Annotated in this window: 13 protein-coding genes; 4 read left to right on the top strand and 9 right to left on the bottom strand. The window is 69.1% G+C overall.

The window, feature by feature from the left end:
- Positions 1–129: 129 nt before the first annotated feature.
- From ACIQV3_RS03875 to ACIQV3_RS03860, 4 genes are all read right to left on the bottom strand, one after another.
- Positions 130–1,758 carry a cytochrome bc complex cytochrome b subunit gene (locus ACIQV3_RS03875; protein WP_403709464.1) on the bottom strand — a complete coding sequence of 543 codons (1,629 nt, stop codon included), beginning with the start codon at positions 1,756–1,758 and terminating at the stop codon, positions 130–132.
- Positions 1,755–2,816, bottom strand: a complete 1,062-nt coding sequence (locus ACIQV3_RS03870) for a Rieske 2Fe-2S domain-containing protein (protein ID WP_403709462.1) — start codon at positions 2,814–2,816, stop codon at positions 1,755–1,757. Before ACIQV3_RS03870 ends, ACIQV3_RS03875 begins: the two co-directional genes overlap by 4 nt.
- Entirely contained in the window at positions 2,813–3,622 is an 810-nt protein-coding gene (locus tag ACIQV3_RS03865) for a c-type cytochrome (RefSeq protein ID WP_403709460.1), read from the bottom strand. Before ACIQV3_RS03865 ends, ACIQV3_RS03870 begins: the two co-directional genes overlap by 4 nt.
- A 76-nt stretch (positions 3,623–3,698) precedes the next feature.
- On the bottom strand, positions 3,699–4,319 hold the full coding sequence (locus ACIQV3_RS03860) for a heme-copper oxidase subunit III (RefSeq protein WP_386522100.1): 621 nt from the start codon (positions 4,317–4,319) through the stop codon (positions 3,699–3,701).
- A 211-nt stretch (positions 4,320–4,530) separates the two neighbouring features.
- On the opposite strand from ACIQV3_RS03860, the gene ACIQV3_RS03855 reads away from it, so the two are divergent.
- The gene (locus ACIQV3_RS03855) at positions 4,531–4,932 is read left to right on the top strand and encodes a hypothetical protein (protein ID WP_250742508.1); all 402 of its coding nucleotides are present in this window, start codon (positions 4,531–4,533) and stop codon (positions 4,930–4,932) included.
- Between the two features lie 158 nt (positions 4,933–5,090).
- Here ACIQV3_RS03855 and ACIQV3_RS03850 read toward each other — a convergent pair whose 3' ends face one another.
- The 4 genes from ACIQV3_RS03850 to coxB all read right to left on the bottom strand — a co-directional run bounded on the left by ACIQV3_RS03850 (position 5,091) and on the right by coxB (position 9,573).
- Positions 5,091–6,338 (bottom strand): Ig-like domain-containing protein, encoded by a 1,248-nt coding sequence (locus tag ACIQV3_RS03850; RefSeq protein WP_403709457.1) that lies wholly within the window; start codon positions 6,336–6,338, stop codon positions 5,091–5,093.
- Between the two features lie 138 nt (positions 6,339–6,476).
- Positions 6,477–6,875: a cytochrome c oxidase subunit 4 gene (locus ACIQV3_RS03845; protein WP_403709455.1), complete on the bottom strand. Its 399-nt coding sequence runs from the start codon at positions 6,873–6,875 to the stop codon at positions 6,477–6,479.
- Positions 6,872–8,602, bottom strand: coding sequence for a cytochrome c oxidase subunit I (gene ctaD / locus ACIQV3_RS03840; protein ID WP_403709453.1), 1,731 nt, complete (start codon positions 8,600–8,602; stop codon positions 6,872–6,874). The genes ACIQV3_RS03845 and ctaD overlap by 4 nt, the downstream gene beginning before the upstream one ends.
- On the bottom strand, positions 8,599–9,573 hold the full coding sequence (gene coxB / locus ACIQV3_RS03835) for a cytochrome c oxidase subunit II (RefSeq protein ID WP_403709451.1): 975 nt from the start codon (positions 9,571–9,573) through the stop codon (positions 8,599–8,601). Before coxB ends, ctaD begins: the two co-directional genes overlap by 4 nt.
- 305 nt (positions 9,574–9,878) lie before the next feature.
- Here coxB and ACIQV3_RS03830 point away from each other — a divergent pair, with 305 nt between their 5' ends.
- Positions 9,879–11,261: a cysteine desulfurase/sulfurtransferase TusA family protein gene (locus ACIQV3_RS03830; RefSeq protein WP_403709449.1), complete on the top strand. Its 1,383-nt coding sequence runs from the start codon at positions 9,879–9,881 to the stop codon at positions 11,259–11,261.
- Positions 11,262–11,541: 280 nt separating this feature from the next.
- Here ACIQV3_RS03830 and ACIQV3_RS03825 read toward each other — a convergent pair whose 3' ends face one another.
- Positions 11,542–12,519, bottom strand: a complete 978-nt coding sequence (locus ACIQV3_RS03825) for a carbohydrate kinase family protein (protein ID WP_403709447.1) — start codon at positions 12,517–12,519, stop codon at positions 11,542–11,544.
- Between the two features lie 132 nt (positions 12,520–12,651).
- Between ACIQV3_RS03825 and ACIQV3_RS03820 the strand changes: the two genes are divergently transcribed.
- Together ACIQV3_RS03820 and ACIQV3_RS03815 are read left to right on the top strand one after the other, a co-directional pair.
- Positions 12,652–12,873: a hypothetical protein gene (locus ACIQV3_RS03820; RefSeq protein WP_403709445.1), complete on the top strand. Its 222-nt coding sequence runs from the start codon at positions 12,652–12,654 to the stop codon at positions 12,871–12,873.
- Positions 12,874–12,973: 100 nt separating this feature from the next.
- The gene (locus tag ACIQV3_RS03815; protein ID WP_403709443.1) at positions 12,974–14,503 is read left to right on the top strand and encodes a hypothetical protein; all 1,530 of its coding nucleotides are present in this window, start codon (positions 12,974–12,976) and stop codon (positions 14,501–14,503) included.
- Positions 14,504–14,556 lie beyond the last annotated feature (53 nt).

Raw genomic sequence — 14,556 nt, 5'->3', positions numbered from 1 at the left:
GACGGCAAAGAGCCCCGTCCAGACGCTGGACGGGGCTCTCGCCGTGGCGACACCAGGACTGACCGAAACCAGTCCCTCTAGCAGTCATGCGTGAAGCATACGAAGCGTGTGAAGCCGTGTTGCGGGAGATCAGTGGTGGCCGTGGCCGCTCTGGATCTCCTTGTACTCCTCGACGGTGGGCTTCGGGATCTGGTTGTTCTCCCCGTAGTAGCCCTTGCTGAGCTTGGCGCGGAGCTTCTCCAGCGGCTTCACCTTGCGCTCGACACCGTTCTCGTCGACCGTGGGGCCGATCTCGGCGGGCTCGTACTGCTCGTACGAGGTGAGCGTGTGCAGTTGGCCCTGCGAGAGCGGCTCGTGGACCTCGACGAACTCACCGTGCGGCAGGCGCTTGATGATGCCGGTCTCGCGACCGTGCAGCACCTTGTCCCGGTCCCGGCGCTGGAGGCCGAGGCAGATCCGCTTGGTGATGATGAACGCGATGACCGGACCGACGAAGAACCCGATGCGGGCGAACCAGGTGATCGAGTTGATCGACAGGTGGAAGTACTGCGCGAACATGTCGTTTCCACCGGCGATCAGCAGGATGACGTACCACGTCAGCCATGCCACACCGAAGCCCGTGCGCGTCGGGGCGTTGCGCGGGCGGTCCAGGATGTGGTGCTCGCGCTTGTCCCCGGTGACCCAGGACTCGATGAACGGGTAGACCGCGATGGTGGCCAGGACCAGCGGGAAGATCGTGAACGGAATGAACACGCCCAGGGCCAGGGTGTGGCCCCAGATGTTGATCTCCCAGCCGGGCATGGCACGGATCAGGCCCTCGGAGAAGCCCATGTACCAGTCGGGCTGCGCACCGGTGGACACGTGGTCCGGGCGGTACGGGCCGAGCGCCCAGATCGGGTTGATCGAGGCGATGCCCGCGATCAGCGCGATGACACCGAAGACCAGGAAGAAGAAGCCTCCGGCCTTGGCCATGTAGACCGGGAGCAGCGGCATGCCGACGACGTTTTTCTCCGTCTTGCCGGGGCCCGCGAACTGGGTGTGCTTGTGGTAGAAGACCAGGATCAGGTGGGCCACCAGCAGGCCCATCATGATGCCGGGCAGCAGCAGGATGTGCACCGAGTAGAGCCGGCCCACGAAGTCGCCGCCGGGGAACTCCCCGCCGAAGAAGAAGAACGACAGGTACGTGCCCACGATCGGCACGGACAGCATCGCGCCTTCCATGAAGCGGACACCGGTGCCCGAGAGCAGGTCGTCCGGCAGGGAGTAACCGGTGAAACCGGTGAACATGCCGAGGACCAGCAGCAGGAAGCCGAAGACCCAGTTGACCTCACGCGGCTTGCGGAACGCGCCGGTGAAGAACACGCGCATCATGTGCACGAGCATCGCCGCGATGAAGATCAGCGCCGACCAGTGGTGGATCTGCCGGATGAGCAGACCGCCGCGGACGTCGAAGCTGATTTCCAGGGTCGACTTGAAGGCCTCCGACATCGCGACACCCTGCATGGGGATGTACGAACCGTCGTAGTGCACTTCGTTCATGCTCGGGTGGAAGAACAGCGTCAGGTACACACCCGTGAGGATGAGGATGATGAAGCTGTAGAGGCAGATCTCGCCCAGCATGAAGGACCAGTGGTCCGGGAAGATCTTGCGCATGTTGGCCTTGGCGAGGCTGTAGATGCCCAGCCGGCCGTCGGCCCAGTCGGCTACGCGCTCGCCGGCCGGAGCCTTGCGCTCTTTGGTTTGAGTGGCAGTGCTCATCCGCGCTCCCAGAAAGAGGGACCGACGGGCTCTTCGAAGTCGCCGAGCGCCTCGAGGAAACCTTCGTCATTGACGCCGATCCGCAGCTGCGGGAGCGCGTGACCAGCCGGGCCGAAGATGACTCGGGCGCCGTCGGAGAGGTCGAAGGTGGACTGGTGGCACGGGCAGAGCACGTGGTGCGACTGCTGCTCGTACAGGCTGATCGGGCAGCCGACGTGGGTGCAGATCTTGGAGTAGGCCACGATCCCGTCGTGGGACCACTCCAGTTCCTTCTTGTCCTTGATGTTCTCCGGCTGGATACGGACGATCATCAGGGCGGCCTTGGCGATCTGGATCTGGAAGTCGTGCGCGTCCTCCTCCAGGCCTTCCGGCATGGCGAAGGTCAGCGAACCGACGACGATGTCCTCGGGCCGCAGCGGCTCCATCGTGTTCTGGTTGATGAGCATCTTGCCCTTCGCCCAGATGGTCTTGCGCAGCTTGTCCTCGGGCAGCGGGCCCAGGTCGCGCAGGATCACGACGGCGGAGAGCGGCAGCAGGGCCAGCGCACCGAACATCGTGTTGCGGATCAGCGGGCGGCGGCCGATGGCCGACTCGCGCGCGCCGTCCGCGAAGTCCTGCATGACCTGCGCCTTGACCTCGGCCGGGGCCGCGATCTCGTGGCGCTCGGCGGCGACCTCCACGTCGGACATCAGGGTGCGGGCCCAGTGGACCGCGCCCGCGCCGATGCAGAAGAGGGCCGCGCCGAGGCTCACGCCGAGGGCGAAGTTCAGAGCGCTCACCTTCCCGATGGGGAAGATGTAGACGATCTTGTCGACCGGCAGGATCACGAACGAGGCGATGAAGGCGATCGTCGCCAGCATCGACAGCGTGAACAGGAAGGCCACCGTGCGCTCGGAGCGCTTCGCGGCCCGCTCGTCGATGTCCTGGATCCGCGGCCGGTGGACCGGCAGGCCGGGGTCGGCGAACGGGTCGCTGTCCGGCACTGCCACGTCGCCGTGGTGCGCGTCGCCCTGCTCGCTCGGCAGGTGGTTCTCTTCGGGAATGTCTTGGCTACTCATGACTTCTTGGCCTTAGCGGTGTGGGCCGCGACCCAGACGGCGACAGCGATCAGCGCACCCAGTCCGAAGATCCAGCCGAAGAGACCCTCGGAGACGGGGCCGAGGCCACCGAGCTTGAGGCCACCGGGGTTGGTCGACTTCTCGCCGTTCACGTGCTGGAGGTACGCGATGATGTCCTTCTTCTGCTTCTCCGGCATGGTGCTGTCGGGGAAGGAGGGCATGTTCTGCGGGCCGGTGAGCATGGCCTCGTAGACGTGCTTCGGCTCGACGCCCTCAAGGTTGGGGGCGTACTTGCCGTTCGTCAGTGCGCCGCCCTCGCCCGTGAAGTTGTGGCACTGCGCGCAGTTGTTGCGGAACAGCTCGCCACCCTTCGCGATGTCGGCACCCGCCGGGTCGTACTGCTTCTCGGTCGGCACGATCGGGCCGGCTCCGAGGGACGCGATGTACGCGGCGAGCTGGTCGGTCTGCGCCTGGGTGTAGATGACGGGCTTCTTCGGCACCTGGGCGCCGGGCTGCTGGGCGGGCATACGGCCCGTCATGACCTGGAAGTCGACGGCAGCGGAGCCGACGCCAACCAGGCTGGGGCCGTCAGAGGAACCCTGACCGCCGGTCCCGTGGCAGCTTGCGCAGCCGACGGCGTAGAGCTTCTGGCCCTCCTCGATGGCGAGGGACTGGACGGTTTCGTCGGCCTTCGCATTGCCCGCGGGCGCGAAGGCGCTGTACAGCCCCCCGGTAACCGCCAGCGCGAAGAGTAGAACGACGACCGCCGCCAGCGGATGGCGTCGTCGTGCGGAGAGCTTTTTCACGGATTACCCCGGTGTCAGGATCTTCTGCGTCGGTGTGTCTGGATGGAGTGCCGGGTCGGGCCCGGCGACGTGTTCGCTACTTGATCAGGTAGATCGTTGCGAAGAGGCCGATCCAGACGACATCGACGAAGTGCCAGTAGTAGGACACGACGATGGCCGACGTGGCCTGTTCGTGGGTGAACCTCTTGGCCGCGTACGTCCGGCCGAGGACCAGCAGGAAGGCGATGAGACCGCCCGTCACGTGCAGACCGTGGAAGCCGGTGGTCAGGTAGAAGACCGAGCCGTACGGACCGGACGAGAGGCTCATGCCCTCGTGCATGACCAGCTCGGTGTACTCGAACACCTGGCCGCCAATGAAGATCGCACCCATGACGAACGTGATGATGAACCACGTCCTGAGCTTCTTCACGTCACCGCGCTCGGCGGCGAATACGCCGAGCTGGCAGGTGAGCGAGGAAAGCACCAGGATCGTCGTGTTCGTCGCCGAGAAGGGCAGATTCAAGGCCGAAGCCTGTTCTGTCCAGTACTCGGCGCCTGTCACGGATCGCAGGGTGAAGTACATCGCGAAGAGGGCCGCGAAGAACATCAGCTCGGAACTCAACCAGATGATGGTTCCCACGCTGACGAGGTTCGGCCTGTTGACCGTCGGGTGCGCGTGCCCGGTATCTACTGTCGTTGCTGTCGCCACGACCGACATTATGTCGGTCCCTTATCCCGCCCTCACCCCGGGGGGTGCCGTTCGGAGTGTCAGGGGCGTGTGCAAGGCCCGAACGGCCCATCAGATCGCCCTTCGGACGCCCGCCGGCGATCCCGGGGCGAGGCTGCGCGAACCGATGTTGACACCGGGTCGGACGGAGTAGCATCCCGCGCAACATCAACGTGATTCACGGGACACGTGGAGGAACGAAATGCGGGCGACTGCGCGGGTTCTGGTCTACAGCGACGACGCGGGCACCCGGGAGCAGGTGCGGCTGGCGGCCGGGCGCAGGCCGGCCGCAGACCTGCCGCCGGTGGAGTTCCTGGAGTGCGCCACGCTTCCGGCCGTCCTGAAGGAGCTGGACGCGGGCGGCATCGACGTGTGCGTGCTGGACGGCGAGGCGGTTCCGGCCGGGGGGATGGGGGTGTGCCGGCAGATCAAGGACGAGATCTTCCAGTGCCCGCCCGTCCTGCTCCTGATGGGCCGTCCGCAGGACGCCTGGCTGGCCACCTGGAGCCGCGCGGACGCCGCGGTCACCCTTCCGGTTGATCCGGTGGACTTCGCGCAGGCCCTGGCGGGTCTGCTGCGCGCGAGGCTCTCGCCGGCGGCGTAGCGGGGCCCAGGCGGCCCATGGGGCCCACAAGGGCCCACGGGGCCCGTACGGCCCCGCGCGGGCCTCTACCGGCGCGTACCGGGGCACGGGGGCCCGTACGGTCCGTACGGGCCCCCGTGCCCCGGCAGCGGCCTCTCCCGGCGCTCCTGGCCCGGTGGTTACACCTGCGGGCGCAGGCGGGCCTGGTCGACCGGGCTGCGGCCCTCCTGGGTGCCCTTGAGGAGGGCGCTGCCCTCGCGCCAGTCCTTCCAGTCCATGTTCCAGTCGCCGAAGCCGTTGCCGAAGGTGTCCATGTCGTCGCCGATGCTGTTGATGACGCGGACGATGTCGCCTTCGGTGATGTTCTCGTAGAACCAGGCGGCGTTGCCCGTGCTCATGCCGGTGCAGCCGTGGCTGACGTTGGCGTAGCCGTGGGAGCCGACGGACCACGGCGCGGCGTGGACGTATTCACCGCTCCAGGTGACGCGCGTCGCGTAGTAGACGGGCAGGTTGTAGTACTCGCTGCCGCCGATGCCCACGGTGTCGCCGCGCATCTGGACGTAGTACTGCTTGCCGAGCACCACCTTGACGCCGTTGCGGGTGGAGAACCCGGGCTTGCCGGTGGTCACCGGAATGGAATTGATCACTTCTCCGTTGCGCCGGAACGTCATCCAGTGCGAGGAGGCGTCCGTGGTGACCTCGACGCGGTCGCCGATCTCCAGCTTCAGCGGCTTGGAGGCGGCGCCGTGCAGGTCGTCGGCGATCTTGATGCCCTCCAGATTGCTCCGGACGGACACGGTGGTGTTGGCGGGCCAGTAGTCCTTGGGCCGGTAGTGGAGCTTCTTGTCATCCACCCAGTGCCAGGCGCCCACGGCTCCCGGCGGGGCGTCGACGACCAGGCCCCGCTCGATGACGGCGCGTGCGGCCTTGTCCTTCACGGGTTCGTTGAGTTCGGCCGTGAGGGGCTGTCCGACGCCGTACTTGCCCTCGTCCGGGCCGAATTCGACCTTGAGGACCTTCTGGGCCGGGGTGGTGTCGAAGGCGAGCGTGCGCTGCCCGGGGGCGCCCCGTTCGTCCTCGGTGCTCACGAGGACGGTGTACCGGACGCCGGCGGCCATCGGGACGGTGCTGTGCCAGCGGTCGCCGGAGGCGGACAACTCGCCCGCCAGGCGGCGTCCGTGGGTGTCCACGGCGCTCACGTCGGTGATCCGGCCTTCGCCGCTCTTGGCGGTGACTTCCAGGGGCCGGTCCGGGTCGACCGGGCGACTGCCGGAGGACTGGTTGAGGGCGACTTGGTCGCCCGCGTCGTAGGGGCGGGCGGACAGCGGGCTGTCGTCGCCCGACCCGCATGCGGTGGCGCCGGCCCCGAGGGACGCGACCAGCAGGGAGCAGCCGATAACGGTCCAAAGACGCGGTGACTGGTTCATGGAGCCAACGCTATGAAGATATGACAATTACGGCGCGCGGGGTGACTGCAAACGAGGGGCCCGGACTCCTCCATTGGAGGTGTCCGGGCCCCTGGTCTCACGCTGCGGCCGCTCCGGGGAGCGGATCCGCGGGTGCGGCTACTGGTTCTGGTTCTCGCCGCGGTAGTACTCGTACACCCAGCCCCACAGACCCACGAGGATCAGCGGCGCCGAGAAGTACATCAGCCACCAGCCGAAGACGACGCCCATGAAGGCGAAGGCGCCACCGATGGCCAGCGAGAGCGGCTGCCAGCTGTGCGGGGAGAAGAACCCCAGCTCGCCCGCCTCGTCGGCGACGTCGGCCTCCAGGTTGTCCTGGGCCATCTCGTCCACGCGCGCGGCCGTGAAGGCCAGGTAGTAGCCGATCATGGCGCTCAGGCCGAAGGCCAGCGCGAGCGCGGTGGTGCCGACCGGCTCCTTGGACCACACGCCGTACACGACGGTCATGATCAGGATGAAGGCGGCGAGCCACAGGAACATCCTGCCCTGGATCTTCACTTGCCGGCCTCCTTGCCACCAGCGACGGCCTTGGCGGCCACGGAGTGGTCCTCAAGGTGGTCGAGGGCCGCGATCTCGGGGTGGTGCAGATCGAATGCCGGGGATTCGGACCGGATCCTCGGCAGGGTGAGGAAGTTGTGCCGCGGCGGCGGGCAAGACGTCGCCCATTCGAGCGAACGGCCGTAGCCCCACGGGTCGTCGACCTCGACCTTCTTGCCGTACTTCGCCGTCTTCCAGACGTTGTACATGAAGGGGAGCATCGACAGGCCCAGCACGAACGAGCTGATCGTCGAGATCGTGTTCAGCAGCGTGAAGCCGTCCGCCGCGAGGTAGTCCGCGTAACGACGCGGCATGCCCTCGGCGCCCAGCCAGTGCTGCACCAGGAAGGTGCCGTGGAAGCCGATGAACAGCGTCCAGAAGGTGATCTTGCCGAGGCGCTCGTCCAGCATCTTGCCCGTGAACTTCGGCCACCAGAAGTGGAAGCCCGCGAACATCGCGAAGACAACGGTGCCGAAGACGACGTAGTGGAAGTGCGCGACGACGAAGTACGAGTCGGAGACGTGGAAGTCCATCGGGGGCGAAGCCAGGATGACGCCGGTCAGGCCACCGAAGGTGAAGGTGACCAGGAAGCCGATCGTCCAGAGCATCGGGGTCTCGAAGGACAGCGAGCCCTTCCACATGGTGCCGATCCAGTTGAAGAACTTCACACCGGTCGGAACCGCGATGAGGAACGTCATGAAGGAGAAGAACGGCAGCAGCACACCGCCGGTGACGTACATGTGGTGGGCCCACACGGTCACCGAAAGGCCGGCGATCGAGATCGTCGCGGCGATCAGGCCGATGTAACCGAACATCGGCTTGCGCGAGAAGACCGGAATGATCTCGGAAACGATTCCGAAGAACGGCAGCGCGATGATGTACACCTCTGGGTGTCCGAAGAACCAGAAGAGGTGTTGCCACAGGAGGGCGCCGCCATTGGCCGCGTCGAAGATGTGCGAGCCGAACTTCCGGTCGGCCTCCAGCGCGAAGAGCGCGGCGGCCAGCACCGGGAAGGCGAGCAGGACCAGGACACCGGTCAGCAGCACGTTCCAGGTGAAGATCGGCATGCGGAACATCGTCATGCCGGGGGCGCGCATGCAGATGATCGTGGTGATGAAGTTGACCGAGCCGAGGATCGTGCCGAAGCCGGAGAAGGCCAGACCCATGATCCACATGTCGGCGCCGATGCCCGGCGAGCGGACGGCGTCCGACAGCGGGGAGTAGGCGAACCAGCCGAAGTCGGCGGCACCCGAGGGGGTGATGAAGCCGGCCACCGCGATGGTCGAACCGAAGAGGTACAGCCAGTACGCGAACATGTTCAGCCGCGGGAACGCCACGTCGGGCGCGCCGATCTGCAGCGGCATGATCCAGTTCGCGAAGCCGGCGAACAACGGGGTGGCGAACATCAGCAGCATGATCGTGCCATGCATGGTGAACGCCTGGTTGAACTGCTCGTTCGACATGATCTGCGTACCCGGACGGGCCAGCTCGGCGCGCATGAAGAGCGCCAGCAGACCGCCGATGAGGAAGAACACGAACGACGTGATCAGGTACATCGTGCCGATGGTCTTGTGGTCGGTGGTGGTCAACCACTTCACGACGACATTGCCCGGCTGCTTGCTCCGTACCGGCAACTCGTTCTCGTACGAGTCGGCCTCGGCACCCTGAGGCTGGTTGAGGATGCTCACAGTTTGTTCACCTCAGCATTGCGGGCCGGGTCGGTCTGCTGGATGCCGGCCGGGAGGAAGCCGGTCTGACCCTTCTCCGCGAGCTCCTTCAGGTGCGCCTTGTACGCCTCCGGGGAGACGACCTTGACGTTGAAGAGCATTCGGGAGTGGTCGACACCGCAGAGCTCGGCGCACTTGCCCATGAAGACGCCCTCTTGGGTCGGGGTGACCTCGAAGACGTTGGTGTGCCCCGGAATGACGTCCTGCTTGAACAGGAAGGGGACCACCCAGAAGGAGTGGATGACGTCGTTGGACGACAGGATGAAGCGGACCTTCTCGCCCTTCGGCAGCCAGAGCGTCGGGCCCGGGTTGCCGGTCTCCGCGTTCCGGTCGCTCGGGACGCCCTTGGTGTAGACGCCTTCGGCGCCCGCCGGGAAGTCCTTGGTGTAGCGGTCCGGAATGGCGGCGAGTTCCTTGGGAACCTCGCCCGCCTTCGGGGTCGCCGCGTCGCCGTCGACGTCCTCGACGTAGTTGAAGCCCCAGCTCCACTGGTAGCCGATCACGTTGATCGTGTGCGTCGGCTTGGCGGAGAGGGAGAGCAGCTTCGACTCGTCGCGCGCGGTGAAGTAGAAGAGCACCGAGACGATGATGAGCGGGACCACGGTGTACAGCGCCTCGATGGGCATGTTGTACCGGGTCTGCGGGGGAACCTCGACCTTGGTCCGGCTGCGCCGGTGGAAGATGACGCTCCACATGATCAGGCCCCACACGAGGATGCCAGTGATCAGAGCGGCCGCCCAGGACCCCTGCCACAGCGAGAGGATGCGAGGCGCCTCTTCAGTGACCGGGGTGGGCAATCCGAGGCGGGGGAAGTCTTTCCATGTATACGAGCAACCAGTGGCGGTCGCCAGGACCACGCCCGCAGTCAGCGCCTGCAGCAGCTTCCGCCGCATCGGGCGCCGCGGCGAGCGGTCGGAGCCGTAGGGACTCACGTAGCGCCTTCCCGAGAGTCTCGGCCCGCGCGGCCGGCCGCGGCCGCATTCGGGTCGGTCGCCGGCCCTGACGCAGGCAGGGGTTTGGATGTTTATGCGGACCAAACCCTACTGGACGCTATTTGGGGTCGCGCGGGGAGGGTGCCCAACGCGCCGTTACTGACCCCGAAGGGATGGATCCGCCGTACGGGGGACGGCCCAACGCGCCCCGAATGGCGGGGTCTGGGCGGCATCTGACGGCCCCTGAACTCGGCCGGACACGACGCCGGCGCGGCGTCGGCGCGGCGGCCGGTTAGCGTGACCGGATGCCGTACTTCGACACCGCGTCCGCCGCCCCGCTGCACCCCGTGGCCCGGCAGGCGCTCCAGGCCTCCCTTGACGAGGGCTGGGCCGACCCGGCCCGGCTGTACCGCGAAGGGCGCCGGGCCCGGCTGCTGCTGGACGCGGCGCGGGAGGCGGCGGCCGAGGCGGTGGGCTGCCGCCCCGACGAGCTCGTGTTCACTCCTTCGGGGACGCACGCGGTTCACTCGGGCATGGCCGGGGTCCTGGCGGGGCGTCGGCGCGTCGGCGGGCATCTGGTCGTATCAGCGGTGGAACACAGCTCCGTACTGCACGCGGCGGAGGTCCACGCGGCGGGCGGCGGGCGGGTCGAGGAGGTCCCCGTGGACCGGTTCGGCCGGGTCTGTGCCTCCTCCTACGGGGAACGGGTGGGCCCCTCCACCGCGCTGGCCTGCCTCCAGTCGGCCAACCACGAGGTCGGCACCGTCCAGCCCGTGGCGGAGGTCGCCGAGGTGTGCTCCGCGGCCGGGGTCCCGTTGCTGGTGGACGCCGCGCAGTCGCTGGGCTGGGGGCCGGTCCCCGGGAACTGGTCGGTGCTGTGCGCGAGCGCCCACAAATGGGGCGGCCCGGCCGGGATCGGCCTGCTGGCGGTCCGCAAGGGCGTGCGCTTCGCCCCCCAAGGCCCCGCCGACGAAAGGGAGTCGGGGCGCTCTCCCGGCTTCGTCAACCTGCCCGCGGCCGTCGCCGCGGCGGCCTCCCTGCGGGCGGTGCGGGCCGAGGCGGACGCGGAGGCGGCCCGCCTGCGGATCCTGGTGGACCGGCTGCGGCGGCGGGTGGCCCGCCTGGTGCCGGACGTGGAGGTGGTGGGCCATCCGGACCTCCGGCTCCCGCACCTGGTCACCTTCTCCTGCCTGTACGTGGACGGGGAGACCCTGCTCCACGGGCTGGACCGGGCCGGCTACTCCGTGTCCTCCGGGTCCTCGTGCACCAGCTCGACGCTGACGCCGAGCCATGTCCTGCGGGCCATGGGGGTGCTGTCGGAGGGGAACGTACGGGTCTCCCTCCCGGCCGGTACGACGGCGGCGGAGGTCAACGGCCTCCTGGAGGTCCTGCCGGGGCTGGTGGCGGGAATCCGCGAGCAACTCGGCGTGACGGAACCGGTGTTGGCCGCCGATCCGGAGGCCGAATCCCTGGAACTGGACACCCTCGGCCTGCGGTGTCCGCAGCCGGTGATCGAGCTGGCGCGGGCCATCGGCCGGGTCCCGGTGGGTGGCACTGTGACCGTCCTGTCGGACGATGAGGTGGCGCGGCTGGACATTCCGGCGTGGTGCGCGATGCGGGGGCAGGTGTACGTGGGGGAAGCCCCGCGTCCCCTCGGTACTGCGTACACGGTCCGCCGGGCGGTCTGACCCGGGGGGGCGGCCCTGCGGGGCTGTCCCCTACCCGCCCTTCCACCGTTCCCCGGGCTGCGCCCGGACCCCTGGGGCTCCGCCCCGGACCCCGCGCCTCAAACGCCGGCGAGGCTGGATCTGCCGCGCAGCGGCAAAATTCGGCCCGTCCGGCGTTTGAGGACCGGGCCCGGGCAGAGCCCGGGGAACGGTGGAAGGGCGGGTAGGGGAACTCCGCCCCGCAGGGCCGAGCCACCCGCACCCGCCCGCACACGGGGACAGGGCCGGGCCCCGCGAGGGGCTACGCCGGGAGGTGGGACTGGACTTCCGCCGCGGCCTCGTCGCCGTAGGCCTTCGTGAAGCGCTCCATGAAGTGGGCCCGGCCCAGGGTGTACTCCTGGGTGCCGAGGGTCTCGATGACGAGCGTGGCCAGCATGCAGCCGACCTGCGCGGCCCGCTCCAGGCCGACGCCCCAGCCCAGGCCCGTCAGGAAGCCCGCGCGGAACGCGTCGCCGACGCCCGTCGGGTCGACCTTCGCGGTCTCCTCCGGGCAGCCGACCACGATCGGGTCGTGGCCGACCCGGTCGATGCGGACGCCGTTCGAGCCGAGCGTGGTGACGCGGGTGCCGACCTTGGCCAGGATCTCCGCGTCGGTCCAGCCGGACTTCGCCTCGATGAGGCCCTTCTCGTACTCGTTCGAGAAGAGGTACGTCGCGCCCTCCATCAGGGTGCGGATGTTGTCGCCGTCCATCCGGGCGATCTGCTGCGAGAAGTCCGCCGCGAAGGGGATCTCCCGCGTACGGCACTCCTCCGTGTGGCGCAGCATCGCCTCGGGGTCGTCCGCGCCGATCAGGACGAGGTCCAGGCCGCCGACCCGGTCCGCGACCGCCTTCAGCTCGATCAGGCGGGCCTCGCTCATCGCGCCCGTGTAGAAGGAGCCGATCTGGTTGTGGTCGGCGTCCGTCGTGCAGACGAAGCGCGCGGTGTGCAGCACCTCGGAGATCCGCACGGACTGGGTGTCGACGCCGTGGCGGTCGAGCCAGGCGCGGTACTCGTCGAAGTCGGAGCCGGCGGCTCCGACGAGGATCGGCCGGGCGCCGAGCTGCCCCATGCCGAAGCAGATGTTCGGGCCGACGCCGCCGCGCCGCACGTCGAGGTTGTCGACGAGGAAGGAGAGGGAGACCGTGTGCAACTGGTCCGCGACCAACTGGTCGGCGAAGCGGCCGGGGAAGGTCATGAGGTGGTCGGTGGCGATGGAGCCGGTGACTGCGATACGCACGGCGTGGACGCTCCTGCGGGGGAAGGCGAGGGGACAGTCAAAACTACCCGGTCGGGGGCCGAACGGCCGACCGGCCGAAACTACCCCGTAGTAGCTCTTTCTTCACCCGCGGTGGCGTGCCTACCGTGCCCCATGACCTACACCGATGGCTTCGGGCACGTCCGGACCTCCGAGAACGCGGCGGGCACCGACTTCGAACAGTTGCTGGGCGACTGCGCCCGGATGGCCCCGCACTGGCCGGTTCCCGCCGATCGGCGGCCGGATCGGGTGGTGGCGCCTTCGCAGATCAACGGGATCCGCGTCCCGGCGGCCTCGGCCCGCCTGATCGCCTCCACGGCGGTCTACGGCTACTAGGCCGTCTCTTTCGGATCTTGCCGGGCCCGGCGGAACCGGATCCGCGTCTGTTCCGTCACACCCGCATCACCCCATGCGGGACGGGCAAAGGAGCGATGCGGTGACCAGCGAACACTCCGATGGACTGGAAGCACCCGAGGGAGCCGGGGCGGCCGAGGTGCTCGGCGCCCCAGGCGCGTCACGTGTCACACGACGGCGGCCGGTCTGGGTCGTCGGTTCGATCGCGGCCGCCGTCCTGCTCACCGGCGGCGGCACCGCGTACTGGGCTTCGGTCGCGCACGGCGAGGGACGAGCGCGCGAGGGCCGTACGGCCGACAGCGCGGCCTCCGCGCCCCGCGCGGCGGCGGCCGTGCCCACTCCGCCCGGGCCCGGCATCGCCCCCGGCGAGCCCGACCCCTCCGGCGGCGGGGTCACGTACACCGCCGACGTTCCCCTCCCCGACGGCCCCGCCACGGCGCCGGCCTTCGCGGCGAGCGGTGAGGTGACCTCCGCCGAGGTGGCGCGGCTCGCGACGGCGCTGGGCATCTCGGGCGCGCCCCGGCTCGTCGGGGAGACCTGGCAGGCCGGGGAGACGGCGGACGGCTCCGGGCCCCGGCTGACGGTGAACCTCAAGGCCCCCGGGACCTGGAACTACTCCCGCTTCCAGGTCGGCGGCGCCGGCGACGACTGTGTCCGCGGCAAGGACACCTGCGGCCCGGCCACCCTCCCCCAGGACCTGGGTCGGGAGCACGGCGGCACCGGCGGCACTCCCGTCTCCGAGGAGGCCGCCAAGGCCGCCGCCGCGCCCGTGCTGACGGCCGTGGGGCAGGGTGCGGCGGCGCTCGACGCCCGGATCGCGCAGGGCTCCGTACGCCTGGTGACGGCCGACCCGGTGATCGGCGGCCTGCCCACGCAGGGCTGGTCCACCCGGATCGGCGTCGGGGCGGACTCCCAGGTGGTGTCGGGCAGTGGCGAGCTGAAGGCTCCGGTGCGGGCCGCCGCCGAGCAGCCGGTGATCGGCTCGGTGGACGCGCTGGCCCGGCTCAACGACAAGTCCCGGGGCGGCGGCGCCACGGACCCCGGCCCCAGCGGCTGCGCCACGAGCGTCCCGCTGACTCCGGACTCCCCGGACGGCGCCACGGACACGCTGCCGTGCAACCCGGAGCCCCGGCCGATGAAGCCGACGCGGACGGAGTCGGTGCGGGGCGCCGAGCTGGGGCTGGTTCCGGGCACGGTCGACGGGGCGCGCGGGCTGGTGCCGGCCTGGCTGTTCGAGGTGGCCGGCAAGGGCGGCGGCCCGGGCCACACGGTGGCCCAGCCGGCGGCCCTGACCGGGGAGGCTCCCCCGGTGGACCTGCCCACGCCGGTCGACCCGCCCGCGAAGGGGCAGACCGTGCCCGGTTTCTCGTACGCCTCGGCCGACCGGACGCTGACCGTGAACTTCTGGGGCGGGGTGTGCAGCACGTACGCCCTGGAGGTCAGGGAGCAGCCCGAGACGGTGATGGTCAAGATCACGGACACCCCGAACAAGCCGGGACAGGCCTGCATCCTGGTCGCGAAGGAGATGACGGTGACGGGCACGCTCCAGCAGCCGCTCGGCGACCGCAAGGTGATCGACGCGACGAACGGCAAGGCCGTCCCCCGCCAGTAGGCGCCGGGACGCGCCGGGACGTGCGAGAGGGGCCCGCCCGCGGATGTCCGCGG

Source organism: Streptomyces sp. NPDC099050 (assembly GCF_044759865.1).
Classification (GTDB): domain Bacteria; phylum Actinomycetota; class Actinomycetes; order Streptomycetales; family Streptomycetaceae; genus Streptomyces.
The sequence above is the reverse complement of the archived record's forward strand: the minus strand, read 5'-3'. Positions and strand labels throughout refer to the sequence as shown.